The organism is Thalassobacillus hwangdonensis (assembly GCF_042675915.1).
GTDB classification, from domain to species: Bacteria; Bacillota; Bacilli; order Bacillales; family Halobacillaceae; genus Thalassobacillus_A; species Thalassobacillus_A hwangdonensis.
The window spans coordinates 499,812-524,635 of the sequence record NZ_JBHTKL010000005.1 but is presented as its reverse complement, the minus strand read 5'-3'; the positions used below and the strand labels follow the sequence as shown (position 1 = coordinate 524,635).

28 protein-coding genes and 1 riboswitch are annotated in these 24,824 nt (G+C 44.2%); of the genes, 8 read left to right on the top strand and 20 right to left on the bottom strand.

Annotated features, from left to right (window positions below; genetic code table 11):
- Window positions 1–2: 2 nt before the first annotated feature.
- From ACFQ2J_RS12145 to ACFQ2J_RS12095, 11 genes are all read right to left on the bottom strand, one after another.
- Entirely contained in the window at window positions 3–965 is a 963-nt protein-coding gene (locus ACFQ2J_RS12145; protein ID WP_386060646.1) for a type II secretion system F family protein, read from the bottom strand.
- Window positions 962–2,389, bottom strand: coding sequence for a CpaF family protein (locus tag ACFQ2J_RS12140; protein ID WP_386060643.1), 1,428 nt, complete (start codon window positions 2,387–2,389; stop codon window positions 962–964). Before ACFQ2J_RS12140 ends, ACFQ2J_RS12145 begins: the two co-directional genes overlap by 4 nt.
- The gene (locus tag ACFQ2J_RS12135; RefSeq protein ID WP_386060640.1) at window positions 2,386–3,228 is read right to left on the bottom strand and encodes an AAA family ATPase; all 843 of its coding nucleotides are present in this window, start codon (window positions 3,226–3,228) and stop codon (window positions 2,386–2,388) included. Before ACFQ2J_RS12135 ends, ACFQ2J_RS12140 begins: the two co-directional genes overlap by 4 nt.
- 14 nt (window positions 3,229–3,242) lie before the next feature.
- On the bottom strand, window positions 3,243–3,935 hold the full coding sequence (gene cpaB / locus ACFQ2J_RS12130; protein ID WP_386060637.1) for a Flp pilus assembly protein CpaB: 693 nt from the start codon (window positions 3,933–3,935) through the stop codon (window positions 3,243–3,245).
- A gap of 11 nt (window positions 3,936–3,946) precedes the next feature.
- Window positions 3,947–4,852 (bottom strand): TadE/TadG family type IV pilus assembly protein, encoded by a 906-nt coding sequence (locus tag ACFQ2J_RS12125; RefSeq protein ID WP_386060634.1) that lies wholly within the window; start codon window positions 4,850–4,852, stop codon window positions 3,947–3,949.
- An 11-nt stretch (window positions 4,853–4,863) separates the two neighbouring features.
- Complete coding sequence (locus ACFQ2J_RS12120; RefSeq protein WP_386060632.1) at window positions 4,864–5,247, bottom strand: TadE/TadG family type IV pilus assembly protein; 384 nt, start codon at window positions 5,245–5,247, stop codon at window positions 4,864–4,866.
- On the bottom strand, window positions 5,244–5,765 hold the full coding sequence (locus tag ACFQ2J_RS12115) for an A24 family peptidase (RefSeq protein ID WP_386060630.1): 522 nt from the start codon (window positions 5,763–5,765) through the stop codon (window positions 5,244–5,246). Before ACFQ2J_RS12115 ends, ACFQ2J_RS12120 begins: the two co-directional genes overlap by 4 nt.
- A 99-nt stretch (window positions 5,766–5,864) precedes the next feature.
- Entirely contained in the window at window positions 5,865–6,044 is a 180-nt protein-coding gene (locus ACFQ2J_RS12110) for a Flp family type IVb pilin (RefSeq protein WP_386060627.1), read from the bottom strand.
- 5 nt (window positions 6,045–6,049) lie between these two features.
- Complete coding sequence (locus tag ACFQ2J_RS12105) at window positions 6,050–6,247, bottom strand: Flp family type IVb pilin (protein ID WP_386060624.1); 198 nt, start codon at window positions 6,245–6,247, stop codon at window positions 6,050–6,052.
- A 12-nt stretch (window positions 6,248–6,259) separates the two neighbouring features.
- Complete coding sequence (locus tag ACFQ2J_RS12100) at window positions 6,260–6,598, bottom strand: DUF192 domain-containing protein (RefSeq protein WP_386062483.1); 339 nt, start codon at window positions 6,596–6,598, stop codon at window positions 6,260–6,262.
- A 164-nt stretch (window positions 6,599–6,762) separates the two neighbouring features.
- A riboswitch (cyclic di-GMP riboswitch) is annotated at window positions 6,763–6,849 on the bottom strand.
- A 337-nt stretch (window positions 6,850–7,186) separates the two neighbouring features.
- Window positions 7,187–9,457 carry a helicase C-terminal domain-containing protein gene (locus ACFQ2J_RS12095; RefSeq protein ID WP_386060620.1) on the bottom strand — a complete coding sequence of 757 codons (2,271 nt, stop codon included), beginning with the start codon at window positions 9,455–9,457 and terminating at the stop codon, window positions 7,187–7,189.
- Window positions 9,458–9,654: 197 nt separating this feature from the next.
- On the opposite strand from ACFQ2J_RS12095, the gene ACFQ2J_RS12090 reads away from it, so the two are divergent.
- From ACFQ2J_RS12090 to ACFQ2J_RS12075, 4 genes are all read left to right on the top strand, one after another.
- Window positions 9,655–10,569, top strand: a complete 915-nt coding sequence (locus ACFQ2J_RS12090) for an SGNH/GDSL hydrolase family protein (RefSeq protein WP_386060617.1) — start codon at window positions 9,655–9,657, stop codon at window positions 10,567–10,569.
- A 35-nt stretch (window positions 10,570–10,604) separates the two neighbouring features.
- A complete protein-coding gene (locus tag ACFQ2J_RS12085) occupies window positions 10,605–11,240 on the top strand; it encodes a YpmS family protein (protein ID WP_386060614.1) in 636 nt (211 codons plus the stop codon).
- 195 nt (window positions 11,241–11,435) lie between these two features.
- Complete coding sequence (gene cysK, locus ACFQ2J_RS12080) at window positions 11,436–12,365, top strand: cysteine synthase A (protein ID WP_386060611.1); 930 nt, start codon at window positions 11,436–11,438, stop codon at window positions 12,363–12,365.
- Between the two features lie 98 nt (window positions 12,366–12,463).
- Window positions 12,464–12,958 (top strand): DinB family protein, encoded by a 495-nt coding sequence (locus ACFQ2J_RS12075; RefSeq protein ID WP_386060608.1) that lies wholly within the window; start codon window positions 12,464–12,466, stop codon window positions 12,956–12,958.
- 54 nt (window positions 12,959–13,012) lie between these two features.
- Here ACFQ2J_RS12075 and ACFQ2J_RS12070 read toward each other — a convergent pair whose 3' ends face one another.
- Both ACFQ2J_RS12070 and ACFQ2J_RS12065 read right to left on the bottom strand, forming a co-directional pair.
- Window positions 13,013–13,624, bottom strand: a complete 612-nt coding sequence (locus ACFQ2J_RS12070; protein ID WP_386060605.1) for a trimeric intracellular cation channel family protein — start codon at window positions 13,622–13,624, stop codon at window positions 13,013–13,015.
- 160 nt (window positions 13,625–13,784) lie between these two features.
- Entirely contained in the window at window positions 13,785–15,308 is a 1,524-nt protein-coding gene (locus ACFQ2J_RS12065; RefSeq protein ID WP_386060602.1) for a glycine betaine uptake BCCT transporter, read from the bottom strand.
- 194 nt (window positions 15,309–15,502) lie between these two features.
- On the opposite strand from ACFQ2J_RS12065, the gene ACFQ2J_RS12060 reads away from it, so the two are divergent.
- The 3 genes from ACFQ2J_RS12060 to ACFQ2J_RS12050 all read left to right on the top strand — a co-directional run bounded on the left by ACFQ2J_RS12060 (window position 15,503) and on the right by ACFQ2J_RS12050 (window position 17,336).
- Complete coding sequence (locus ACFQ2J_RS12060) at window positions 15,503–16,027, top strand: helix-turn-helix domain-containing protein (protein ID WP_386060599.1); 525 nt, start codon at window positions 15,503–15,505, stop codon at window positions 16,025–16,027.
- Between the two features lie 20 nt (window positions 16,028–16,047).
- Window positions 16,048–16,191 carry a sporulation histidine kinase inhibitor Sda gene (sda, locus tag ACFQ2J_RS12055; protein ID WP_386060596.1) on the top strand — a complete coding sequence of 48 codons (144 nt, stop codon included), beginning with the start codon at window positions 16,048–16,050 and terminating at the stop codon, window positions 16,189–16,191.
- Between the two features lie 176 nt (window positions 16,192–16,367).
- Window positions 16,368–17,336, top strand: a complete 969-nt coding sequence (locus ACFQ2J_RS12050; RefSeq protein ID WP_386060593.1) for a ring-cleaving dioxygenase — start codon at window positions 16,368–16,370, stop codon at window positions 17,334–17,336.
- 66 nt (window positions 17,337–17,402) lie between these two features.
- On the opposite strand, the gene ACFQ2J_RS12045 is transcribed toward ACFQ2J_RS12050, so the two are convergent.
- The 5 genes from ACFQ2J_RS12045 to ACFQ2J_RS12025 all read right to left on the bottom strand — a co-directional run bounded on the left by ACFQ2J_RS12045 (window position 17,403) and on the right by ACFQ2J_RS12025 (window position 22,472).
- Window positions 17,403–17,693, bottom strand: a complete 291-nt coding sequence (locus tag ACFQ2J_RS12045) for a spore coat protein (RefSeq protein ID WP_386060590.1) — start codon at window positions 17,691–17,693, stop codon at window positions 17,403–17,405.
- 149 nt (window positions 17,694–17,842) lie between these two features.
- Window positions 17,843–17,974, bottom strand: coding sequence for a hypothetical protein (locus ACFQ2J_RS12040; protein ID WP_386060588.1), 132 nt, complete (start codon window positions 17,972–17,974; stop codon window positions 17,843–17,845).
- 9 nt (window positions 17,975–17,983) lie between these two features.
- Window positions 17,984–19,930: an aconitate hydratase gene (locus ACFQ2J_RS12035; RefSeq protein ID WP_386060585.1), complete on the bottom strand. Its 1,947-nt coding sequence runs from the start codon at window positions 19,928–19,930 to the stop codon at window positions 17,984–17,986.
- 257 nt (window positions 19,931–20,187) lie between these two features.
- Entirely contained in the window at window positions 20,188–21,597 is a 1,410-nt protein-coding gene (locus tag ACFQ2J_RS12030; RefSeq protein WP_386060582.1) for an MBL fold metallo-hydrolase, read from the bottom strand.
- Window positions 21,598–21,980: 383 nt separating this feature from the next.
- Window positions 21,981–22,472 (bottom strand): DUF6933 domain-containing protein, encoded by a 492-nt coding sequence (locus tag ACFQ2J_RS12025; RefSeq protein ID WP_386060580.1) that lies wholly within the window; start codon window positions 22,470–22,472, stop codon window positions 21,981–21,983.
- A 160-nt stretch (window positions 22,473–22,632) separates the two neighbouring features.
- Here ACFQ2J_RS12025 and ACFQ2J_RS12020 point away from each other — a divergent pair, with 160 nt between their 5' ends.
- Window positions 22,633–22,779 (top strand): hypothetical protein, encoded by a 147-nt coding sequence (locus ACFQ2J_RS12020; RefSeq protein ID WP_386060577.1) that lies wholly within the window; start codon window positions 22,633–22,635, stop codon window positions 22,777–22,779.
- Window positions 22,780–22,829: 50 nt separating this feature from the next.
- Here ACFQ2J_RS12020 and ACFQ2J_RS12015 read toward each other — a convergent pair whose 3' ends face one another.
- Both ACFQ2J_RS12015 and ACFQ2J_RS12010 read right to left on the bottom strand, forming a co-directional pair.
- Window positions 22,830–23,618: a putative hydro-lyase gene (locus ACFQ2J_RS12015; protein WP_386060574.1), complete on the bottom strand. Its 789-nt coding sequence runs from the start codon at window positions 23,616–23,618 to the stop codon at window positions 22,830–22,832.
- A gap of 15 nt (window positions 23,619–23,633) precedes the next feature.
- Complete coding sequence (locus tag ACFQ2J_RS12010) at window positions 23,634–24,824, bottom strand: NRAMP family divalent metal transporter (RefSeq protein ID WP_386060572.1); 1,191 nt, start codon at window positions 24,822–24,824, stop codon at window positions 23,634–23,636.

Sequence of the window (24,824 nt, the reverse complement as noted above, 5' to 3'; positions counted from 1 at the left end):
TCTTACACCTCAATCGTCGTGATTTTTTGAATCATGAAGAAGCCAAGCACACCCGAGGTCAATCCTGCACCTACCATGATCAATCCAATAGAACTCGTAAACAAAGACCCTATGTATTCAGGTTCAATCAGGTAGATGACAAAAGCTAATATGATAGGTAGTAACCCGATTACGATACCTGACAATCTACCTTGAGCGGTCAATGTCTTGATTTGCCTTTGGATTTTCGTACGATCACGAATTGTATCTACGATTTTCTCAAGCACTGTTGCAAGATTCCCCCCTACCTGACGTTGAATCAGAATCGCCTGCACCATCAAATCCAAATCGTCACTTGGCATCCGTTCCTGCAACCCATTTAGGGATTCCTCCATGCTGCTGCCATATTGCATTTCGCGAAGGACCGTTTCGATCTCTTCTTTTATTGGGGAAGAGGATTCTTCCACTACTGTTTGCAAAGATTGCGGAAAACTGAAACCCGCACGCATCGCGCCCACTACGGTTGTAATCATATCCGGTAATCCATCATTAAAGCGTTGCACCCTTTTTTGCTGCTTTCGCTTCAACATCCAACCTGGATAGGACCACCCAAGGACTACCCCGAGCGCAAGAAAAATCAACTTCCCGGAAATGATGTAGAATATGCAACCTGCAATAATCGTCAATATCCATTTGAACAGCACGAACTCTTCGGGCTTAAAAGGTACGCCTGCACGATAGAGTGCTATTTCCAGCTTATTTCCTTTTTCCTTGGTGATCAATTTCCGCTTCAGTTTATCGGTATGCAGCTGCATTTGCAGCATCGATTGAAATTGCTTTTTGCTGAACGGCTTATGCTCTTTCTGATTCAGGTACCGCTTCATTCGTTTCTTCATTCGCTTATCGCTTAATAGAATTACTTGAAGCAACGCTGTAAAGACCAAAAAGGATGTCACTAGTACGAGAAGCATCAAATACCACTTCATACCTGCCACTCCTGTTCAATGAAAACATTAGGCCCCATACGGATGCCTGCATTCTCCAATTGCTCATAAAACTTCGGACGCACTCCGGTCGGAGCAAGGCGTCCATGAATGTTACCATCTTCATCTTTTCCAGTTTGCTTGTATTTGAAAATATCCTGAAGAACGATGACTTCCCCTTCCAGACCTTGAACTTCAGTAATACTGACAATCTTCCGCGATCCATCCTTCAGACGAGATTGCTGGATGATCACATCAATGGCTCCTGCAATCTGCTCCCGAATCGCTTTCACAGGCAGCTCCACCCCGGCTAGAAGCACCATCGTTTCCAGTCGGGCGATCATTTCTCTTGGACCATTAGAGTGTCCGGTAGCCAGCGACCCATCATGCCCTGTGTTCATTGCCTGCAGCATGTCCAATGCTTCCGCGCCACGGACCTCGCCGATCACGACACGATCCGGTCGCATCCGAAGGGAGTTCCTTACTAAATCACGGATGGTCACCGCTCCTTTCCCCTCGATATTAGGTGGGCGTGACTCTAAAGAAATGACGTGTTCCTGCCCCAGCTGCAATTCTGCAGCATCTTCAATCGTCACGATCCGTTCATCATCAGGTATGAAGTTGGAAAGCACATTCAACGTTGTCGTTTTACCTGATCCAGTTCCACCGCTGACAAAAATATTAAGACGGGCTTTTACGCATGCATCGAGAAATTCTGCCATTTCGTCATTCAAAGTACCGAATTCGATTAAATTTTGAATTGTGAATGGATCTTTAGCAAATTTACGAATCGTAACCGTGGGACCACCCAGTGCAAGCGGGGGGATAATGGCGTTCACACGCGAACCATCTGGAAGTCTGGCATCGACCATTGGACTGCTTTCATCAATCCTTCTGCCAATGGGTGCTACGATTTTTTCGATTACACTCATTACATGTTCATCATCCCGGAATTGGATCGCTGTCATTTCCAGTCGACCATTGCGTTCACAATACACCTGGTTCGGTCCATTGACCATCACCTCTGTCACTTCTTCATCAATCAGAAGTGGATTGATCGGCCCAAATCCAGTAAGGTCATTGATCAGCTCATTCACTACCTTCTTCCGATCCACGCCACCTCGGAAGTTTTCATCTTCTTTAATGATTTCTATGGACATACTATCAATCTTCGGAAGAATCTCTTCGATATCTGTATCTTCTTTCACTTCACTTAAAATCTGTTTATGCAGGAGGTTCTTCAATTGCTGATGCTTATCCATGCTTTTCTTCGCTTTATCTTTTGGTGCTTCTGTTTTTCTCACGTCCCGAAAGGCTTTCATTATGTCCTGCGTCGATTCAGAGCTCACCTGGGCCGTTGCTTCCCCTTCCTTTTTCTCCTGCTCGTTTATCGGCTCTACTTCCTGGATGCGTTTTAACAGACTCATTCATCCACACCTTCTTTCGGACGTTTTTTACTGAACAACTTTGATAATATCGATGGCTGTGCTGGTTTGAACGTGGTAATGGTCCGACGTGATGTCAGTTGTTCAGCCATCTTGTAGATGGCTTTCGAGACTTCCGCTTTTGTCTGATTTACAACAAAGGGAATACCCAGATTCAATGCCTGGGAAGTTACCTGAAAGTCATTCGGGACATACAGGAGTTCATTCACCCCTAATATGTCACTCACATCTTTCGCCTGGATGACACTCTCCATATTTGAACGATTAACTATAATCGTCACCTTTTCGTGCAATCCGATCTTCCGGAACGTTTCCAGCATTAACTTTGTATTCTTCAAGGTAGCCATCTCAAGGTTTGTCACTAAAAGAATCTGATCTGCTTTTTCCGCTACCTCAACCGTCAAATCCTGCAGACCTACTCCCGTGTCAACGAGCAGGTAATCGAACATCCGTACAAGCGTGTCAGAGATATGCATGAAATCTTCAACCTTAACCAATTCTGCAAATTCCGGTCGTTCAGGCGGAGGAAGGACTTTCACCCCTGAATCATGCCTGCTCAAATAACTGTTAAGGGTATGCTCATCGATCTGATCCAATTCTTCGATGACATCTTTGATTGTGAATGTCGGATGCAAATCGAGAGCCAAGCTTATATCTCCAAACTGCAGATCACCATCCAGCACCCCTACCTGGATGTTCTTCTTGAACAGTGCAACAGCAAGATTAGCAGTCAATGTTGTCCTCCCCACCCCACCTTTAGCACTGCATACAGCAATCAGTTCTCCTCTTTTACTTACAGAAGAAGGGTTTCCTTCAGTCATCTTCCTCACCACCTTCACTCAGAATCTTTTTCACTCGTACGGTTTACTCTGGAATGCATGGCTAAATGGATGTAGCCTCGTTCAGACGCATTGACGAGCTTTATGGTTTCTTTATCCGTAAGTTCCAATGTGACAGAACTGTACTCCTCATGCTCATCTTCGTCCTCTGTCGACTCCACCATATATCTGCCAACTGCCAATACACGCACCCGATCCAGGATGATTTCCGTTTCAATTTTGTCTTCCTCGCCTGAAACCTTCACCACTTCAGTAAAAATGACGTCAACGAAGTCTTCCGGCTCAATCAAGTTGGAAACTGATCTTACAAAGTCTGCTCCAACGGAAACAGCGCGGTACCCTTCCTGCACTTTCCTGGACACGAAAATATCTTCCTTCTGTTGATCTGCCAGTCGTGAAGATAAGACCATCTCACCTGTTTCAATATCACTCTTTGCTATTTTCCCCGCTGCTTCTCCTACTGACTTCAACGTCTGGGAATGAACAGCGTCCTTTGGTACGGATTTCATTTCCAGCATGGCAGAGGTAATCTGAACATTTTCACTGATCTTCGACTTCGCAACGACCACTTCCACCGTTGTTTCGTTAACGGCCTTCGCTTCATCAAACTGTTTCATATAATTAAAAAACAACATCGTTGTAATTAACCCCATAACCAAGGCTAACACCAGTATTAATTTTGAACGCATGATTTTTTCACCTACTCTGTTAGTCGAATGCTGTATGCCCCTTTGCTGAGGGCAGATGGATGTGTAAATCCTGTTCCTGCACGTTTAATGAACATTCCGGTAATGGATGTATCACTACTGGACATTGGATCGGTAATGTAAAAATACGCGAACCCAGTCACTTTCACTTGTTTCATTTGATTTGATGTCTGATTGTAAGGTTCATATACAGGGACTAAAAGCACTCTGGAACACTCCCTGTCGGATACATCTCTCGGGAGTTCCGTGCATCCGTCCACAAGTTCCCGTACGACACTTCTTGTTTTCCCTGCAATGTTACCTGTTTGTGTATCTAAAACATCGCCAACTTCAATCTGATCTTCATATCCATGTCTCAAGTTGTATTCGTAAGTTTTAGCGCCGGGTCCTCCTAAAGCGAGGACACCGAAGTTGCCTGTATCCACTTCGGTTTCATCAACCTTCAACTGATATTCTTTGTAGTATTCCAGTTCGATGGAGTCATCGATCCCGAGCGGTGCCGCTCCCATCGCTCTGCCCATCACCCCAAGTTCGGCTGCAGCATGCGCACGAACGACCACATACTCCCTGCCAAACAGCTTGGAGAAAGCCAATGGAACCGTTTTTTCTACTTCCACTTCAATTTTCTCGTTTGGAGAAACGGTAATTCCTGAGACTTCAATCGATTTCTCATGCTTGTCCACGACTTCATTTACTATTTGTTCTGCTTCCTCTACGTCAAATGTAAGCTCCTGCGCTCCTGAGAGCACAGCGGCATTCGCCGTTTTCTGCAAGTGGCTCTTATTCATGAAGATCATTCCACCATCAATAACGAGCCCAACAGCGACTAGTAGCACCATCAATGCCAGCGCTGTCAAAATCAATGCATCACCAGACTGTTTTTTTAAAAACGCCCTCATCACATCACTCCTCATTCGACCCTGATCGTTGAACTAGTCTCAATCCATAAGGGGTCTGTGAAAAAATGATCAATGATCGGGGTCACCATCTCAAATGGGTACTTCAATGTCACTTCCACATATTCTCCTGATTTTCTGACGCTGTCACCAGGGGAAATGTCGACGACTAATGCGTCCTTATCTTCAAATGTAATATAGTCCCTCGCAAAGACACCGATTTCCTGATCATCTCCACCCAATCCTCCTACACGGACGGCTTCCTGAGAAGCCATATGAAGATGAGTGTAAGAATAGAGCATGCGCCCGAAATCGATGATTCCCACTAAAAGCAGCAATAGTACCGGAAGGATTAGTGCCAGTTCAACAAGGGATTGTCCCTTTTCATCTTTTATCATAGAAAAATCTCTCCATCGAGACCAAAGCTGATCAACGTGCCAATCGCAATAGCAACCCCATAAGGGTAGGTAGCTTTATAGTCGTCTTTATTAATTCCAAGAGAGAGTTTCGCTCCATTTTTCCAGCCCCAAAGCCAGTAAATGATCCCCCTCAAACGTGACGTCACCCCTCTTCGGAAAAGTAAAATACATAATGCCAGAACGCCGCCTACCAATGCCATATATAAGGCTGATACCAATACGAAACCGACGCCTTTAATCGCCCCTATGACAGCGAGGAGCTTCACATCTCCAGCCCCCATCCCTCCCATCAAGTAAGGAATGAGCAGCAAGCCTAATCCTGTAAGTAACCCGAGGATACTGTTGCTAAATCCGGGAAGTCCTGACTGCACAAGATGTAGCGTCAATGCAAGCAGGAATGTTGGAAAGAGAACTTTATTATAGATTTTCCGGCTTCGGATATCCGTGATCACGCATACAATCAGAAGAAGGATCAAGATCATATCCAGGAGATCCATCCCTATCACCTCTCTAAAATGAAACGATTTAGTAAAAGAAGAGCCTCACGCATTCGGACACGTAAGGCTGACGTACGAAAATAATATAAGTGCTGTTTACTAAGGATGTAAGACGTTGTTCCCTTCGGAGACGACACCGATTGCCTCCTTGAACATTGTTACGATATTTTCTCGAAGGACAATGATTGTCACGAATGCACTAAAGGCAATAAATGAAATAACCAACCCGTACTCGGACATCCCTTGGCCACCCTCATCCAACAAGAGTTTTCTGATCATTTCAATCAACTACCTGCAGAAGAATCTCCGCTTTCTGTTCCGACGATTGCATCTTTAGCATTTGTGAACAACGATACGATTTCATCACGTAGAACTGCCAGTGTACCAACAACCGCAACTGCGATAATCCCTAGTACAAGCCCGTATTCTGTCATTCCCTGACCTTCTTCTTCGACTACTAGATTTTTCATTTTTTCTACCATTCCAATTCCTCCTCAATTATTTACGAAATCAAGGGAATGCCCCTGTTTCGTCATCGTTTTTTTTACAGTACCGACTGGAAGCTCCACTACGGAAGCTGCATCAGCATAGACCTTTCCAAGCTTACCTGGTTCCATCGACTCATCAATTGCAATGACTACATTCAATTCATTCACATACACAACATCGATCGGGTAATTCATGAAGAAAGTATGAATGGATCTGCAGGGCTTAATATGCAATCCGGCTCCTGAGTTAAGTTGGCCTGTAAACATCAAGCCTCTCAGTCGCTGAAAGAACCGATATGCCTGACGAGTTTCACCAGCAAGTAGTTGTTCGTTACTCAGGTTCACTACCTTCAACCTTTCACCTCCATTTCAAAAAAAAATAACCCTGCCTTACCGAAGGCGAGGTTATGTTACCAGCCATACACAAACCGCGAACGAAAGAAGCCATACAAAATACAAAATGCTTCCTTCTTCCTTTGTTATGTATAAACCAGTATGCCCCTGGATCCTTCGATAGCTGGCTGGCTTAGTGCATATGCACGTTAGCCCCTATAGCTTTGCGTCACTGACTTTCATCAGTTTTGCCTTTATCGAGATACAGTTTATAAGTCTTCCGACTGATCTCTTGCGTTCATCATATAAACGATCTAGCAAAAAAGGAATCGGACAATAGACACACATATCTCCAATTGCACACTGGTAGCTTTATATAATTCAGAATATTTAGATAATTATTTTATACTATACCGACATCGCAACCATTTTATTAACCATTCTTTTTTATCTATTTATTTAACATATATTTCAATTTAAAATTGGTTTTTCAGGATATTAGGCATGATAGTAAAGAATCACTTAAATTTTAAAAAAAACCGAAAAAAGTTGAAATTGGTCTAATTTCGTTTCCTATTTCCCGGGAAATGTTGTCGCAAATCAGCGAATGACCGTGTAATGCTTCCACTCTTCAGGTAGCAGGTAATTATATTTGTTAGTTAGAAAACGATCATCCACCAGGAGAATCTTCCCTTTATCCTCCTCAGAGCGGATCAAACGCCCTCCTGCCTGAAGTACTTTGTTCATCCCTGGATACACATAAGCATAATCATACCCGTTCTTCCCTTTTTCGTTAAAATATTCTTTAATCAGTTCCTTTTCAAATGACCTTGGAGCAAGTCCGATTCCCACGACTGCAACTCCATTCAATCGTTCACCCCGAAGATCGACACCTTCCGAAAACACGCCACCAAGGACTGCGAATCCTACCAATGGTTTGTTCAGGTCCGGCTGAAATGCAGCCAGAAAACTGTCTCGTTCATTTTCCGACATGCCGAAATCCTGAATGATTGTGTCCGCCTCAACCCCGAGACGCAACCATTCCCGATAGACTTGTTCCATATAGTGATAGGAAGGGAAAAAGAATAAGTGATTCCCACTCGTTTCACTTACCATATCGTACAACGCCATCGCCAGAAGCATGCTCGTCCTTTCTCTATCTTTATACCTCGTCGATAAAGGAAAGATGTTGATCTGCATTTGTTCCTTTGCATAAGGGGATGGAAGCTTCAGAATATAGTCCTCTTTCGCTCCTCCAAGCATATCCTTGTAATAACCAAAAGGAGACAAGGTAGCCGAGAAGAAAATGGAGGATGCAAATCCTGAGCTGATTTTCCCTACTAACAATGAAGGATCGAGACAGTAGAGATGGATGGAACCGTTCTCGTTCCCTTTCTGTCCAAAGATGACATAATGATCGTCAACAAGCTGAAGAATCTTCATGAAGTTTTGGACATTGAAATAGCAGCTCAACAATTCTTCAGCATCTTCCTCCATCTCTCGCAGCACACTATCCGCTTCCGTAATGAAGCGGTCCAAGCTTTCCTCCAAGGGACCAGGAACTTCATCGTGGACAAACCCTTCAGCATCATGGTTGGCATTTAGATTTCTAAATTCACTTTCGATCGCGTCCACCACTTGATTCAATGATTCATCCATACCGTCCATTTGTTTTAAACGAACGAACTCATCCTTTGTCAGTACGGCAGAATACATCTCACGTGACCGCTCCACCAGATTATGCGCTTCATCTACAAGAATAGCAGTGTGCTTCTTGTCCTCCGACATCAATCGTTTTAAAGCTACTCTAGGATCGAAGATGTAATTATAATCACAAATGATCACATCCACTGCATAAGCAAGATCAATGGAAAATTCGAACGGACAAATCCGATGCTTACGAGCGTAAGATTCCACGACGTTTCGAGTCATTTGTGTTTCGTTCATGAGGATGTCTACAATCGCCCCATTGATCCGGTCATAGTATCCATCTGCAAATTCGCAGTAATCCGGCTGACAGATTGTTTCTTCTTTAAAGCAAATTTTATCTTTTGCCGTCAAAGTGACCGATCGCAGCCGCAGACCTTGTGCTGCCAGACGTTCGAGCGCTTCTTCTCCAGTCATTCTAGTGACTGTCTTAGCAGTTAGATAGAAAAGCCTTTCTACGCCTTCTCCCTCCATTGCCTTAATTGCCGGAAAAAGGGTGGAAATCGTTTTCCCTATTCCTGTCGGTGCCTGAGCAAATAACTTCCGTTTTTCAGTAACTGTTTTATAAACAGAACCAGCCAGTTTTCGCTGCCCTTTCCTATATCCCGAAAAAGGGAAAGAAAGATCGGGGATCGTTGCTTCCTTCTGCTGCTTGATGTGGGCTAGTATTCGTCCATATGATGCGTAGGTCTCCACCGCATGACCCATGAAATCTTCCAACTCATCGTAACTGAAGGTGTGGAGGAACCGCTTTTTCTCTCGTGTTTTTTTCTGAACGTATGTAAGCTGCACATCTATTTCTGGGAGTCCATGATCATCCGCATATAAGAAGGCATAGCCTTTGGCCTGTGCCCAATAGACAGGATAGCTTTCTTCCGTCAGCTCTTCCAGCGCAAGTGATGTCGACTTGATTTCATCTATGATAATCCGTTCCTTATCTTTCAGCAATCCATCACATCGTCCATGAACGAGTAAAGAAAACCCATCCTTTTCGAACTGCTTTTTTAAAAACAGTTCTTTCTCGTCGCCTTCTTTATATTCCCGCTGGACCTGCTGGTGAATTTCCGTACCTTCTGTCAAAGCAGTACTTGAACGGAACCGATTGTCGATGCTTCCTGTACGGAATACGTATTCGACCAGCGATCGGACAGATATTTTCATCATTCTTTCCACCTCCCTTTGTCTCAAGACTTTTTATTCAAAAAAACCGTCAATGTCGGACTAGCTACTTACGAATCCCTATAAAAAGTATTTGTAACCACTCATTAAGGGTATAGTACACAAAATAATTTCCATTGAGGTCAACTATGCATATAATTATAATAAGATTAAATTCTGATAAAATACAGGTGTGATTACAAATGCAAAAGCGAACGATTATCGGAATCATTGTGGCCGTTACCATTATAACTGGCCTATTTATTATATTTTTTCTCCAAGGACAATCCTCCTCTCCAAGTGGGTACCCTTCTTTAACTGACCAACAGGAAAACACAGGCGAAAATGAAGGAGATGCTGGAAATCCAGACGAGGAAACGTCTTCTGAAGAAAATAATGTCCGGGACGACCTGAGAGATGCGTTCACGAACGTCATCGAAAATGCCGTCGGGTTATTCGTGAAAGATGACTTGGATATTGTCGCCATCGGTGATTCATTGACTCAGGGTGTAGGAGATGAAACAGAAAATGGCGGTTACGTAGGTATTCTCGAAAACACTTTGAGTAATAATGGAAGTAACCAGGAAATCACGATCGAGAATTACGGAAAGCGCGGAAATCGCACCGATCAGCTGCTCAAACGAATGGAAAAAGAAGAAATCAGAGACTCCATCCAGCAGGCAGACATCGTGCTTATTACAATTGGAGCCAATGATGTCATGAAAGTCGTCAAAGACAATTTCTCTACACTTGATTACAATGATTTCAAAGCTGTGCAGGACGACTACCAGGATCGATTGACGGAAATATTCTCTATCATCTATGAAGAGAATCCGGATGCAAAGGTCTATTTATTGGGACTGTACAACCCATTCTCCACGTACTTCAATAACATTCCTGAATTGGGTCAGATCATGAACGACTGGAACGAAATCGGAAAAGCAGTCGTAGCAAAGGACGAAAATTCAACGTTTATTCCGATTGAAGATCTGTTCATCAATAAAGAGGATGAATTTCTATGGAAACAGGATCACTTCCACCCGAATAAAAACGGGTACAAAGCAATGGCAGAGCGTGTACTGGAATATATCAAAGCTGATGTCGAACGTAGCCAATGACGGTAAAGAAATCAGACAAACAGGTGGAATGCGAAGTGGAAAGTTCAACAAAAAAAAGAAACAAGTGGAAGCTGCTGTTCTTCACATTAGCTGCCTTGAATATCGGGATTGTGCTATGGGTTTTGGGCTTAGTATTTTTACCGACCACGTACACGATCGTCAATGTAGAAGATGAAGCGTCTTCGGATGAATCAGAGTTTACGATTGTTTCGACAAAAGAAAACCTAGAACGGCTCGTCAATGAATATTTAAGTGAATTCAACGGAAGCAGCGGGATGGATTATTCTATCTCCCTGGAACGCAATGTCAAGCTTACCGGAAATATTGAAGCATTCGACCAGAAAATCCCGATCACCCTTGAGTTGGAGCCTGTCGTACAGGAAAACGGAGATGTCATCCTCCAACAAGAGAAGATATCGCTCGGCAAACTGCCTCTGCCGAACAAAAAGGTGCTCGAATACGTCAATAAAAGTTACAATCTGCCTGAATGGGTAGTGGTAAACCCAAATGAAGAAAACATTTACGTTGCGGTCAATGAAATCCAGCCAGCAAGTAATTTCAATGTAAAGGTTGATCGATTCAATTTAAAGACGAACCAGCTCGCATTTAAAATATCCGTACCGAACGACTCCTTCAATTTCGCACAAGATCTAGTACAAAAAAACTTCTGATTGCATCAATTACGAACAAGCAAAGTGGCACAGCACTGTGTCACTTTTTTCTTTCCGTCACCCCATTCCCTTTAAATCCAATCGAATTGATAGGAAATACCTTATAACGTATGATAAAATCATAATTGAGTTACACTTGAATCATACAACTACGAATAATAAATAAATTCTACACCAAAGAAAGGACGTGGAACGATGCGCGTTGTTGACAATATAGCTGATCTGATCGGTGACACACCATTAGTAAAATTGAATCGAGTCGCTCCAAAGGATGGTGCCCAGATCTATCTTAAACTGGAGATGTACAATCCCAGTGGAAGTGTAAAGGATAGAGCTGCCTATAATATGATGGTTCAAGCAGAAAATGATGGTCATTTAAAAGAAGGATCCACGATCATCGAGCCGACTAGCGGCAATACAGGAATCGGTATTGCAATGAACGCAGCCGCTCGAGGATACCATGCAATCCTTGTAATGCCGGATACGATGACCCAGGAACGAATCAATCTGCTTAAAGCATATGGTGCTGAAATTGTGCTGACACCAGGTTCTGAAAAAATGCCAGGCGCGATTAAAAAAGCGAAGGAATTAGTAGCTGAGATTCCTGGAAGCTTCATGCCGATGCAATTCGAGAACTTCGCCAACCCTGATGCACATAGGCATACGACAGCAACTGAAATCATCGAAGCGATGCAAGAGCTGGGAAAACCCCTTTCTGCATTCGTATCAACTGCCGGGACTGGCGGGACAGTAACGGGGACAGGTGAAGAATTGAAAAAACATTTCAAAGATTTGACCGTTCATGTAGCGGAACCAGAAGGCTCTCCTGTATTGTCAGGCGGAAAACCAGGTAAGCATAAGCTCGTAGGCACGAGCCCTGGATTCATCCCTGAGATCCTTAACCAGGATGTCTATGATGAAATTTTCAAAGTATCAGATGATGATGCCTATGATATTACACGCAGGCTCGCACGCGAGGAAGGCATCCTTGTTGGTACGTCAGCTGGCGCTGCATGTTACGCTGCCATCCAGGTTGCTAAACGAAAGAATCCAGAAGAGATTATCGTCGCAATCGCCCCTGACACGGGTGAGCGTTATCTGTCAGGAGATCTTTTCAAATTTTAACTAATTATTGCTCGAGCTATTACAGCTCGAGCTTTTTTATTTTCAGGTAAATCGCTCATCCAGAATGATATAATGATGAAAAAGGAGGAATAACATTGATGGAAAAGCAACTTCTATCTCAATTGGAATTCTCGCGCAAACGGACAATCACAGCACTGAAAGCGACAACGGAAGCTCAGGCAGATGTCATTCCTGAAGGGTTCAATAACTCTATCCGGTGGAATCTTGGACACATCCTGCTCGCAACCGAAAATATGTTGTTTTCATTCCTGAATGAAAAAGGATCCTTACCAGGAAATTATACCGTTTTATTCAATGGAGGCACCAGCCCTTCGGCATGGGCAGAAACTGAGATTCCTCCCCTTCCTGAACTGGATACCAAGTTAGATGAACAACTGTCCCGCATCACTGAAGAACTTGCGCCAAGATTATCTGAAAAAGGTCCAGAGCCCTTTCAACTTGGCCCGGAGTTTAAAATGGAGAAGCTTGAAGACGTCCTTTTGTTCGCAATATGGCATGAAGGTCTTCACCAGGGTACGATCACTGCCTTGAAGCAAGCACAGGGTATCACCGATTTATGGACGAAGGTGTAAGGTTACATAAAAACCAAGAGGGTGCTCCTTAAAGGAGCACCCTCTTGTTATGATTTAAATTCGATATAAATCCCTGAACATCAGATGCCAGCCTAAATGATAGGATAATAAACGTAAACTGATGATGACGAAAAATAACAGGTAGGTTTGGATCACGCTGTTTACATCTACCCATCCAAGGCCCATAATCAAACCGGCAAGCATGGCCCACACTGCATAAATCTCCTTATGCAGCACCATCGGCTTCCGTTGGGCTAGTACATCCCGTGCCACACCGCCCCCTACTCCTGTAAGAATGGCAGCAAATAATACCCCGCCTAGAGGAAAGTCCGCCTCAATCGCAAAAGAAGCACCCTGGATCGCAAATGCTGATAATCCGATGGCGTCCAAGTAAACGTTCCAACGATCCCAGAACATGACCCAGCCTTTCGGAAAAAAGTAGACAATCGCAATCGTAATGGATGCGATGACCAACAGCCGCTCCTGCTCCCATACATGCACCACCGGCACATCTAAAGCAATATTGCGGATAATTCCCCCAGCAAAGGGAGTAGCAATCCCTAAAATAAATGTACCGAATATATCATAACGTTCACTTAAAGCTACAATCGCTCCACTGAAAGCAAAAGCAGCTACAGCGACGACATTCAACAGATCCCATGTCAACGGGCACATCCCCTTCATTAGAAACTATTCCTATACTATCAGGAAAGAAGAAGTTCCACCACTGCTTTGTCGAGGAAGAATTTGCGCCTTCAAACCAAAGGAAAAACACCCGAACAAAGGTGGAGTGCTCGGGTGTTAGGATGAAGCCAAAGATACTTATTTAAGCAGTATTTGTATTCTTCGCATTTGTGTTCTGTTTTTCACGTTCCAGCTCTGCTTTATCTTCCCGCAATGCTTTGTATAACGAGTACACCATCAGCAGCATGATGAATGAAAATGGAAAAGCTGCTGATATGAGCGCATTTTGCAATGCCTGGAGACCACCTGTATAAAGCAAGACGGCCGCAGTAGCTGATTGTGCAATTCCCCAAGCAAACTTGACAGCTTTAGGCGGGTTCAGTGAACCATTTGTCGTCTGCATACCAAGAACGAACGTCGCAGAGTCTGCAGATGTGATGAAGAACGTGGCGATAAGCATCATCGCTAAAATGGAAAGAACGAGCCCGAGTGGATACTGATCAAATACACCGAACAACATTTGCTCAGGGGCAAGGCCAGCTAAATCTGCGCCTGCATCCTGCTTCTCGATTGCAGATACTCCGAAAGCAGAGAACCACAGAAAACTGACGAGCGATGGAACCAATAATACTCCGGATAGAAATTCCCGAATGGAACGTCCTTTTGAAACACGGGCGATGAAGATTCCCACAAATGGTGACCATGCAATCCACCATGCCCAGAAGAATACAGTCCAGTTCTTGATCCATTCCTGCTGTTCTTCATTGTTAGGCGCGGTACGGAGACTTTCATTAGGCAATGTCTGGATATAGGATCCAAGTGCCTCTACCAATGTATTGAGTATATAGAGCGTAGGTCCGATGATCAGCATAACGATAAACAATGTTACCGCGAGCCCCATATTAGCGTTACTTAAATATTTGATCCCTTTACTCAATCCAGTGTAAGCCGAGATCATAAACAATACGGTTACAACGACAATGATCAGCAATTGAATAAGGAACCCTTTTTCAATTCCTGTCAGATACGTAATCCCACCATTTATCTGAGCAGCTCCGAAGCCAAGTGTGGTCGCAACCCCCACTATGGTGGCGAATACCGCTACCACATCGACAACCGTTCCCCACGCCCCGTCCATTTTCTTACCGAAAATCGGTTTAAGCGTGGCACTGATCAACCCCGGTGCGCCACGGCGAAATTTAAAGTAGGCAAGAACCAACGCTACAATCGCATAGATTCCCCACGCATGAATGCCGTAATGGAAAAAAGTGATGCGCATCGCATCCGACATCGCTGCGGGCGTGCCCGGCTCTGCTAGAGGTGGATTCGTCATGTATTGCTGGATTGGTGCAGCTGCTCCATAAAAGACTAGACCGATCCCCATTCCAGCACTGAACAGCATGGCAAACCATGTTGAATAGCTGTAGTCAGGGGTGTCATCCGGCTTCCCCAATTTCATCTTTCCATATGGACTCACGATCATGTAAAGGCAGAACACTACAAATAATGTAACGATCAATAGATAATACCAGCCGAAATGTACCGAGATGTAGGATTGGATATTGCCTGTAATCGTTTCCAGGTTTTTCGGTGCGACAGATCCCCATATGACTGAAAACAGGGTAATTGCCAAAGTAATCCAAAAAACTGACGTAACTTTTTTCATAGTTGTCCCCTCTCAAAAGTTATTTTGCTATAATATAGGTAATTAAGTATAGCTATGATTTTCATATACCCAACTGATTATGATATAAACAACCCACCCATTAATAGGTAAAAAGATCTATTACTTCAATGTTGCAAATTGCCACAAGGAAAACATGCTACATATAAAGAATTATTACAGTGGCAGGTGATTACATGAGAGAATGGCTGATTGAGCTAAGGAAAGAAAAGGCATATACCCAGCAGAAAGTAGCGGAATGTGCAAATATCGACCGAGCGTACTATGCACAGATTGAAAACGGGACACGAAACCCGAGTGTGACTGTTGCTAAGAAAATCGCCGGTTTCTTAAAAGTGAATCCCTCCACTTTCTTTGTGGAAGGGCTCAGCGATCCTTTTGAGTTAGCATTGACCAACTCGCCTATTCTAATCACCCACTGTGACCTGCATTTACGAATCACTTGGCTTTTCAATCCGCACCCGGACTTTGATGTTTCCACTATTATTGGTAAAAGAATAGATGAAGTGATTACAGGTGAGGGTGCTGAGAAAGCAATCGAAGTGAAACGGCAAGTCATCCAAGAAGCATGTCCAATAAGAAAGGAAATTCAATACTCTCTCTCTGAGGGGTTGTTGACATATGATATGTTCGCCCAACCCATCCGTAACGATCACGGGGAAGTTGTCGGTGTAGCTACTGTATCAGTCAGAATGGCATAGTAGCAAAGGAGGCCCGCTTCATGAAAAAGTTAACGAACGATATGCTGATTCAGGCATACCAGAACGCGATTAAATTACAGATGGATGAAGCATTCATTGAATTGTTACGCAATGAAATCAACCGAAGAAGGAATCTCAACCTGAATAGAAATATAAAAGCGTAATACTGTTACATAAGAGAACCTCCAATGGACTGGTACACTACCCAGTCTGTTGGAGGTTTTCTGTTTTAGGATTTGACATTACAATGGAAAAAGGTTATATTTATCTTGAAATCGAGATAAATAGCACTTACACACTATTATTTTTGGATAATATTACAAAAGGAGTTGGATGAATCATGCAATTGAAAGGAATCCATCATGTCTCCGCACTTACTGGTGTTGCGAAAGATAACTATGATTTCTATACAAATACTATGGGAATGCGGCTTGTCAAAAAGACCGTCAACCAGGATGATACCTCCATTTATCACTTGTTCTTTGCTGATGCAGAAGGGAATCCAGGAACAGATTTGACCTTCTTCGAAATACCTATGGCTGGAACGACTTATACAGGAAATAACAGCATCTCCAATACTGCATTGCGCGTCCCGACCGATGCTTCAATTGAATTCTGGAAACAGCGCTTTGAAAAGCTCGGTGTTGAATTCGATGAGCCGTTGATACAGGCCGGTCGTCTCGCTCTGCCATTCCGTGACCCGGAAGGACAGCGTCTGACACTCGTATCCGACGAACATAATGAGGGTGTACCAGGTGGAAAGCCATGGAAGCATGCGGAAATTCCACAAGAACATGGAATCATAGGGCTAGGTCCTGTAAAAATCACCGTACCCCAAGTAGATGCCTCTACAACTGTGTTGACTGAGCTTATGGGCTTCAGTGAAATTGACGGTTATAGTTCAAATGGTCACCCTATCCGTGTCTTTGAGACTGGAGACGGTGGCTCAGGAGCTGAAGTCCATGTCGAAGCGAGAACGGACCTTTCACCAGAGCGCCCTGGAAAAGGAAGTGTTCACCACGTTGCTTATCGCGTAGAAGATATGGAAGAGCTGAAGGCATGGCATGAGAAACTGAAAGACGCACGAATTCCTAATTCAGGAATCGTTGAACGTTACTACTTCACATCCCTATATTTCAGAGAGCCGAACGGCATCCTTTATGAACTGGCTACGGACGGTCCCGGCTTCGATACAGATGAGCCGATGGATAAGCTTGGAGAGAGCCTTGCACTTCCTCCATTCCTTGAACCCCAGCGCAGTCAAATCGAAGCGAGATTGAAACCATTGGATACAAACAAATCCAATTAAAGCACGTTGCGAAAAATCAGAAAAGCGCTGTCCAAATATGGGCAGCGCTTTCTTTGTACGCATGGATCAGCAGCAGTAAGGATATCCACCATAGTAAGGATACGGTGGATATGCATATGGGTACCCGTACCCAAAACCGGGAGAAAGCAATGCACCAGCAGCTAATCCTGTTAAAAATGGAAAGCCGAATCCAAATGGTCTGCCAAAACCATAACCGAATCCGGGCCGGCCGAAACCAAAGCCAAAACCAGGACGTCCGAAACCAAAGCCCGGTCGTCTGCCAATGAACCTTTCATCCTCCTGTTCAAAAGAATAATCATCAAATGAAGGTTCGATATAGTTATAGTGTTCGTTCATATTTAATCCTCCCACATAAATGTCTACATTAAAGCCTATGTGAATTGGAGGAATGTTCTTGGGTGTCCGTCTAATATTGGCAAGAAGACGCTAAAAAAAAGAAAAAAGCAGTATTAGGGCAAGCACCCTGGCTGCTTTTTCTCAGCTGTTCATTCTTCTTTCATTTCCAGGCTCCTGATTCCCGAACCTTCACAAACTGTACAAACATAATGCCACTGCTCATCGTCCATCAAAAGTCCACTGCCGTCACATGCAAGACAATTATTATCTCTGAGATTCATCGTACCCTCCTATTGGTCCAGACGTTCTTTCACCCAGTTGATCAATCCGCCCATCAGCATCATATCGAGCTGACGTGGTGATAACGCGTGGGCTACTTTCACTTTTTTATCTTTCCCCTTCACTTCCACTTCAAATTCATTCTGATTTTTGATTTTCTCTCTTAAGTCATTGAAGACAAGTACATCACCCTGCTCAAGCTCTTCCAGTCCTCCATCGACAAACGTGAGAGGAAGAATTCCGAAATTGACAAGGTTCTGCCAGTGGATTCTTGCAAAGTCCTCAACGATGGCTACTCTTAACCCTAAGTAACGCGGCGCCAATGCAGCATGTTCACGACTTGATCCTTGTCCATAGTTCTGTCCTGCTACGATGGCATGGCCACCTTTGTCTTTGATGTCCATTGCTCTGTCATAGTAAGTATCATCAACTATTTCAAAGCTGAACTTGCTGATTTCAGGAAGATTGCTTCGATAAGGCAATACACGGGCTCCTCCAGCAAGGATTTCATCTGTGGAGATGTCATCCCCCATTTTCAACAGTATCGGAAGCTCCATTTGATCAGGAAGGGCATCCATTTTCGGAATGGACGCTACATTAGGCCCCTTCACTAAGTCGAATTGTTTCGCTTCTTCTGGAGGTAACGGCTCTTCCAATAGTTGAAGATCGATGGTCGGATCATCCAGTTCTTTTGCTTTCGGATAGTTGAATCCTGCATTACGTGGATCCGTGATCACACCGGTCAACGCGGAAACGGCTGCAGTTTCAGGACTACACAGGAATACTGCGTCTTCCTTCGTACCTGACCTCCCCGGAAAGTTCCTTGGAGTGGTACGCAGACTGTTCCTTCCAGTTGCAGGCGCCTGTCCCATCCCGATACATCCGTTACATCCTGCCTGGTGAAGACGTCCTCCAGCTTGTATGAAGTTTCCGATATGCCCATGCTGGGAGAGATCAAGCAGCATCTGCCGGGATGTAGGGTTCAAATCAAATGAAACCCCTGCAGCCACTTGTTTTCCTTTTACAATTTCAGAAGCAACTGCAAAATCACGGTACCCTGGGTTGGCGGAAGAACCGATATAAGACTGGTAGATCGATTCACCTTCAACATCCTTTACCTTTACTACGTTTCCAGGGCTCGTTGGTTTCGCAATCATAGGTTCAATTTCAGATAAATCGATTTCATCTTCGACATCATAGGCAGCGTCTTTGTCTGCGAGCAGCTCGATCCAGTCATCTTTTCTCCCTTGTTCCTTAAGAAACTTTTTCGTCATTTCATCCGAAGGAAAGACTGTTCCGGTCGCACCGAGTTCTGCACCCATATTCGCAATCACATGGCGATCCATAGCAGTAAGGTGCTTCAGGCCGGGACCATAATATTCAAACACATGATTGACCCCGCCTTTGACTCCGTGTCTACGGAGCATTTCCAGGATGACATCTTTCGCACTTACCCAGTCATTGAGTTTCCCAGTGACTTTCACGCCCCAAACTTTTGGCATCTTCACATAAAAAGGTTCTCCCGCAATAGCCATAGCTACGTCTATTCCGCCTGCTCCCATTGCAAGCATCCCCATACATCCGTTGGCACACGTATGACTGTCAGACCCGAGCAGTGTCTTGCCTGGTTTCGCCAGCCGCTGCATATGGACGGGGTGACTCACTCCATTACCAGGTCGACTGAAGTAAAGACCGAACCGCTTCGCTGCGCTTTGCAAAAACAAGTGGTCATCCGGATTTTTGCTGTCTTCCTGGATCAGGTTGTGGTCGACATATTGAGCAGATGCTTCTGTTTGGGCTCGTTCAATTCCCATAGCTTCTAGCTCCAGCATCACCATTGTTCCGGTTGCATCCTGTGTCAATGTCTGGTCGATCTTTAATCCGATTTCTTCACCTGGCTCCATTTTTCCTTCAACTAAATGATCCTTGATCAATTTCTGGGTTACATTCAACCCCATGGATAAATCATCCTCCCTATCTGAATTGTTGAACCGTTTACAAAAATGCTTTATAGATGATTTACCCACCACTAGTCGCATTTACTCATGATTTCGTTTAAGAATTGGAAACGAATGCTATTCAGTGATGGATGACTAACACAGCTTAGCTTATCCAAGACGAAATGATTCATGAGATGGGCAGGTTTAGATGCTCGTCTTACTTCTAAAAATGCGCCAATAAAAAACTCCCGAGCATGGTCGGGAGTTTACATTCATCATGAGGTTTTGATAGGGTAATCCTTTTTAGCCCAGGCGTCAAAACCGCCTTTAAGGTTCAGGACATCTTTGTATCCTTTCGCCTGCAGGACAGAGGTAGCAATCGCAGAGCGCGCACCTGATTTACAATGGACGACCGGAGTCTTACCTTCAGGAATTTCATCTGTGCGGTCCGGTAACGTGCCAAGCATGATATGGTTGGCATCTTCCATGTGCCCTTCATCCCATTCAGATTGGTTTCGAACGTCTACGACCACATAATCATCATGGTCCTTATACTTCTCTTTCAATTCTTCTGGGGTAACACTTTCGTAAGTCTCAAGACCAGACTGTTGCGCTAAGTCTTTTGCTTCGACTTTACCGACGATACGGTCAAGCCCGATGGATTGCAACGCAAGTTTGATTTCATCGACATCGTACTCATTTGCGATAAGAATGATGTCCTGATCATAACCGATCAGCCAACCAGCCCAGTTAGCGAAGGACTTGTTGAATGGAATATTGATTGTTCCAGGGATATGCCCTTCAGAGAAAGCTTTGGCTGAACGTGTATCGACAATGAAGTGTTCTTTCGATTTATACTTCTTAAGGTCGGCCACTGTCAGCTTCTCCAGCTCTTTCTCTTCCAAATAGTCAGGCCCTTGTTTATTGAGCTTCTTCATCATTGCAAAATATTTCGGAGGTTCAGGCTGTCCTTCTATCAATTCACTGACAAACTGAGATTCGTCCTCCATCTGTAGTGCCCAGTTATTGATTTTTTCATAACCGACGGTTGATTGAGGAACGGCACCCAAGGATTTCCCGCATGCACTTCCTGCACCGTGGCCAGGCCACAATTGCAGGTGGTCAGGGAGTTCCTTGAATTTTTTCAGGGCCTGGAACATATCTTTCGCACCGGATTGTGCTGTTCCTTCAGCTCCTGCTGCTTTTTCGAGCAAGTCAGGTCGGCCAATATCTCCAACGAATACGAAATCTCCGGTGAAAATACCCATCGGCACATCAGATCCGCCACCGACGTCTGTCAATACGAATGAGATACTCTCGGGCGTATGACCTGGAGTATGCAGGACATCCATTTTCACATTTCCTACATAAAACGTATCGCCGTCTTTGACAAGCTCGTGGTCCACTTCGTCAAGGTACTTGTATTTCCAGCCTTCATCTCCTTCATCGGATAAATAAAGCTTGGCGTTCACCCGTTTGGAAAGCTCTCTCGCACCAGATACGAAGTCGGCATGAATGTGTGTTTCTGTCGTAGCTGTAATATTGAAGCCTTCTTTTTTGGCTGTTTCAAGGTACGGTGTGATGTCTCTTGCCGGATCCACAACGAGTGCTTCCCCTGTACGTTGACACCCTACCATATAGGACATTTGTGCAAGGTTCTCATCAAAAAAAGATTTAAAAAACATGCAAATACCCTCCAATGTTCAAAAGTTGTTTGATTTACTATGTTTATTATATACCCCTAATGGTATTTTGTAAACATCCTTCCATTTATAGAGCACCTCTACTTTACATACCCATTCTCCTTCAACCTATACATTTCCTTCTAGATAATCTCTGCTTAGCTCAAAGGCTATTTTCTTTTTGAAAAATCTACTTGAAGAACAAAAAGCGCAAGCGCCTTGCTCACCCCCAACAAGCTTAAGTCAAGTCTCGACGTAGTCGTCTTTACCACATAGAGGATTGACTTAAGACCTCGAGGGGGTAGGCGCTGGAGCTGGATTAAATTCACTAGCTAACGTTATAGACAATAAAAAAATGCTGACCACGCTGGCCAGCATCTTTATCATTATTCTTCAAAGTGTTGTTTAAATTTTTCTATCGGTATTTCCCCTTTTAAAAGGAATCCATTGTTTTGTTCATTCATATCCACAGCATCAATGTCGTCATAAGATTTACCTTCAATTTGAGCTTCGATATAATAACTTATTTCATTCATCATTCCCAGAACACTACGATTATGCGTGTTCGTGTAAATCAATTCACTGCCGGCATCGAGCATGTGGTCAATGATTTCCTGCTTTACATTAAGCAGCTTCAAAAGCTCCCTGAGAGAACCCATAATGACCTGATCAATGTTTTCAAACTGCTCTTTCTTCAATCCTAAAAGCGTAAGGTTAAGTCCAGTAGCATCATTCATCAGCAATACGCATTTACGATTACCGATTTTGAATAAATTCATATGCCAACGATAGATGTCAGGAAGTTCTACGGTATCCGCGTCCTGAATATCCTTCTTCAGTTCTTTGGCCATTTTCTTAGTTACTGCAATTTGCATCATTTGTCCTCACCTTTTCCGTCGTCGATTCAACTGTTCTTCCCTCATCTTACTTGATTTCCTCTTCTAAATCCAGAAATCGACAGACTCCCTTCGACATATTATACCTCTTGAATTCTGCACAAAGAGGCGTATGATATGTATCATAAAGGAGGGATTCTTAATGATATGGCATCATTTATTACATTCCGTCCGTTTTCCATTTGTCTTATTCTTTTCATTTACCGCTCTAAGCTTGCTTACTTTCCAAACGATTGAAATAACACAGGCTTTCATCGATTATTTCATAGAAACATTCCGACGCAAATAAAGAGGTCTGCCCCGCTCGTCTTTAGAGACATCGCGGCGGCAGACCTTTTTTTATAAAATGCCATAAGCTTCATTCTTTTTATCTGTAATGAACATGTGTCCTGGCGCATGGGTGATCATCAGCTCAGGCTTCATGTGCATCGCCACTGCTTGAGGAGTGACACCACATGCCCAGAAAACTGGCACTTCACCCTCTTTGATCGTTACCTCATCACCAAAGTCAGGATTATTGATATCATTGATCCCTATGCTTTCCGGATTTCCGATATGGACCGGTGCGCCATGCACAGATGGAAAACGGCTCGTCACCTGGACGGCACGTACAACATCTTCCTGTTTGATAGGCCGCATACTGACAACCATAGGGCCCTCAAAGCTTCCAGCAGGATGACATTGGATATTTGTTTTGTACATCGGAACATTTTTCTCTTCTTCGTTATGGCGCATTTGTATTCCGTTTTCAATTAATGCCTGTTCAAACGTGAAGCTGCATCCCAGCAGAAAGCCGACCATTTCTTCGGTCCAAAGCTCCGTGATATCCGTGCATTCTTTTTCAAGCTTACCTTCCCTGTACACCCGGTACTTCGGTAGGTCCGTCCGTAAATCAGCTTCCGGTGCAACGATGGATGGGATAGCAGATCCCATTTCTGTTACATCGAGTACCGGGCACGGTTTCGGGTTGCGCTGACAGAACAACAGAAAGTCGTAAGCCATCGATTTTGGCAGAACAACAAGGTTCGCCTGCACGTATGAACTGGAAACTCCTGAAGTCGGCTTCTGCCACTCTCCTGCCCGCATCATCCCACGGACTCCTTGTGGTGTTAGATCAAAGCTGGTCATTTCATTTCATCCCCTTTAAGAGAAGAGTTGCGGAATTCCTTCAATCATTGTGACAATTCCCATATACCCCATAGCGACTACGATCAGCACACCGAAAACCGTCATCCAAAGCGGGTGTTTATAATCACCGACGATCTTCGTCTTATACGCTGCAAGCAACATTACTCCCAAGGCAATTGGCAGGATCAGACCGTTCAGAGATCCTACCAGAATAAGAATACTGACCGGTTTTCCAACTGTGACAAATACAGCAGTTGAAATAACGATGAAGCCAACAATAAACCACTTATGGTATTTTTCAATCGTTTTACTGAATGTACGAATGAACGACACGGACGTGTATGCAGCTCCAACCACAGATGTGACAGCTGCCGCCCACATGATGACTCCGAAGATTTTGTATCCAATATTACCTGCCGCAGCCTGGAATACAGATGCAGGTGGATTGGACGGATCAAGCGTGATTCCCTGTGCGACCACACCCAATGCAGCAAGGAAAAGGAAGATCCGCATAATGGAAGCAATTCCAATTGCAGATACAGAACTCTTCGTCACATATCCCAACGATTCTTTCCCTTTTACTCCTGCATCCAATAGACGGTGTCCACCAGCGAATGTGATGTATCCACCAACCGTACCTCCGACAAGTGTAACGATGGCAAGAAAATCGATGGTATCCGGTACGACTGTTTTCACTACAGCTTCACCTACAGGAGGCTGGGAAGAGAACATGACAAAAATGGTCAATGCAATCATGATAAACCCTGCAACCTGCGCAAAACGGTCCATCACTTTGCCCGCTTCACGAACGAGGAAGACAGCAACCGCGACAACCCCACTCAGCAGGGCTCCCATTTCAGGACTTACTCCGAAAAGGACATTTGTACCGAGGCCAGCCCCTGCGATATTACCGATGTTGAAAGCCAGACCTCCGGCTACGATTAAAAAAGATAGGAAAAATCCGAGTCCAGGCAGGACATTATTCGCAATATCCTGAGCAGGCTTTTCTGAAATGGCGATGATCCGCCAAATATTCAGTTGGGCTCCAATATCGATGATGATGGAAATCAGAATGACAAAGCCGAAGCTTGCGGCCAATTGTTCCGTAAAGTGTGTCGTCTGTGTAAGGAACCCTGGACCAATGGCAGATGTCGCCATCAGAAAGGCAGCACCTAACAACAAACTGCGATTCGATTGTTTTTTCAT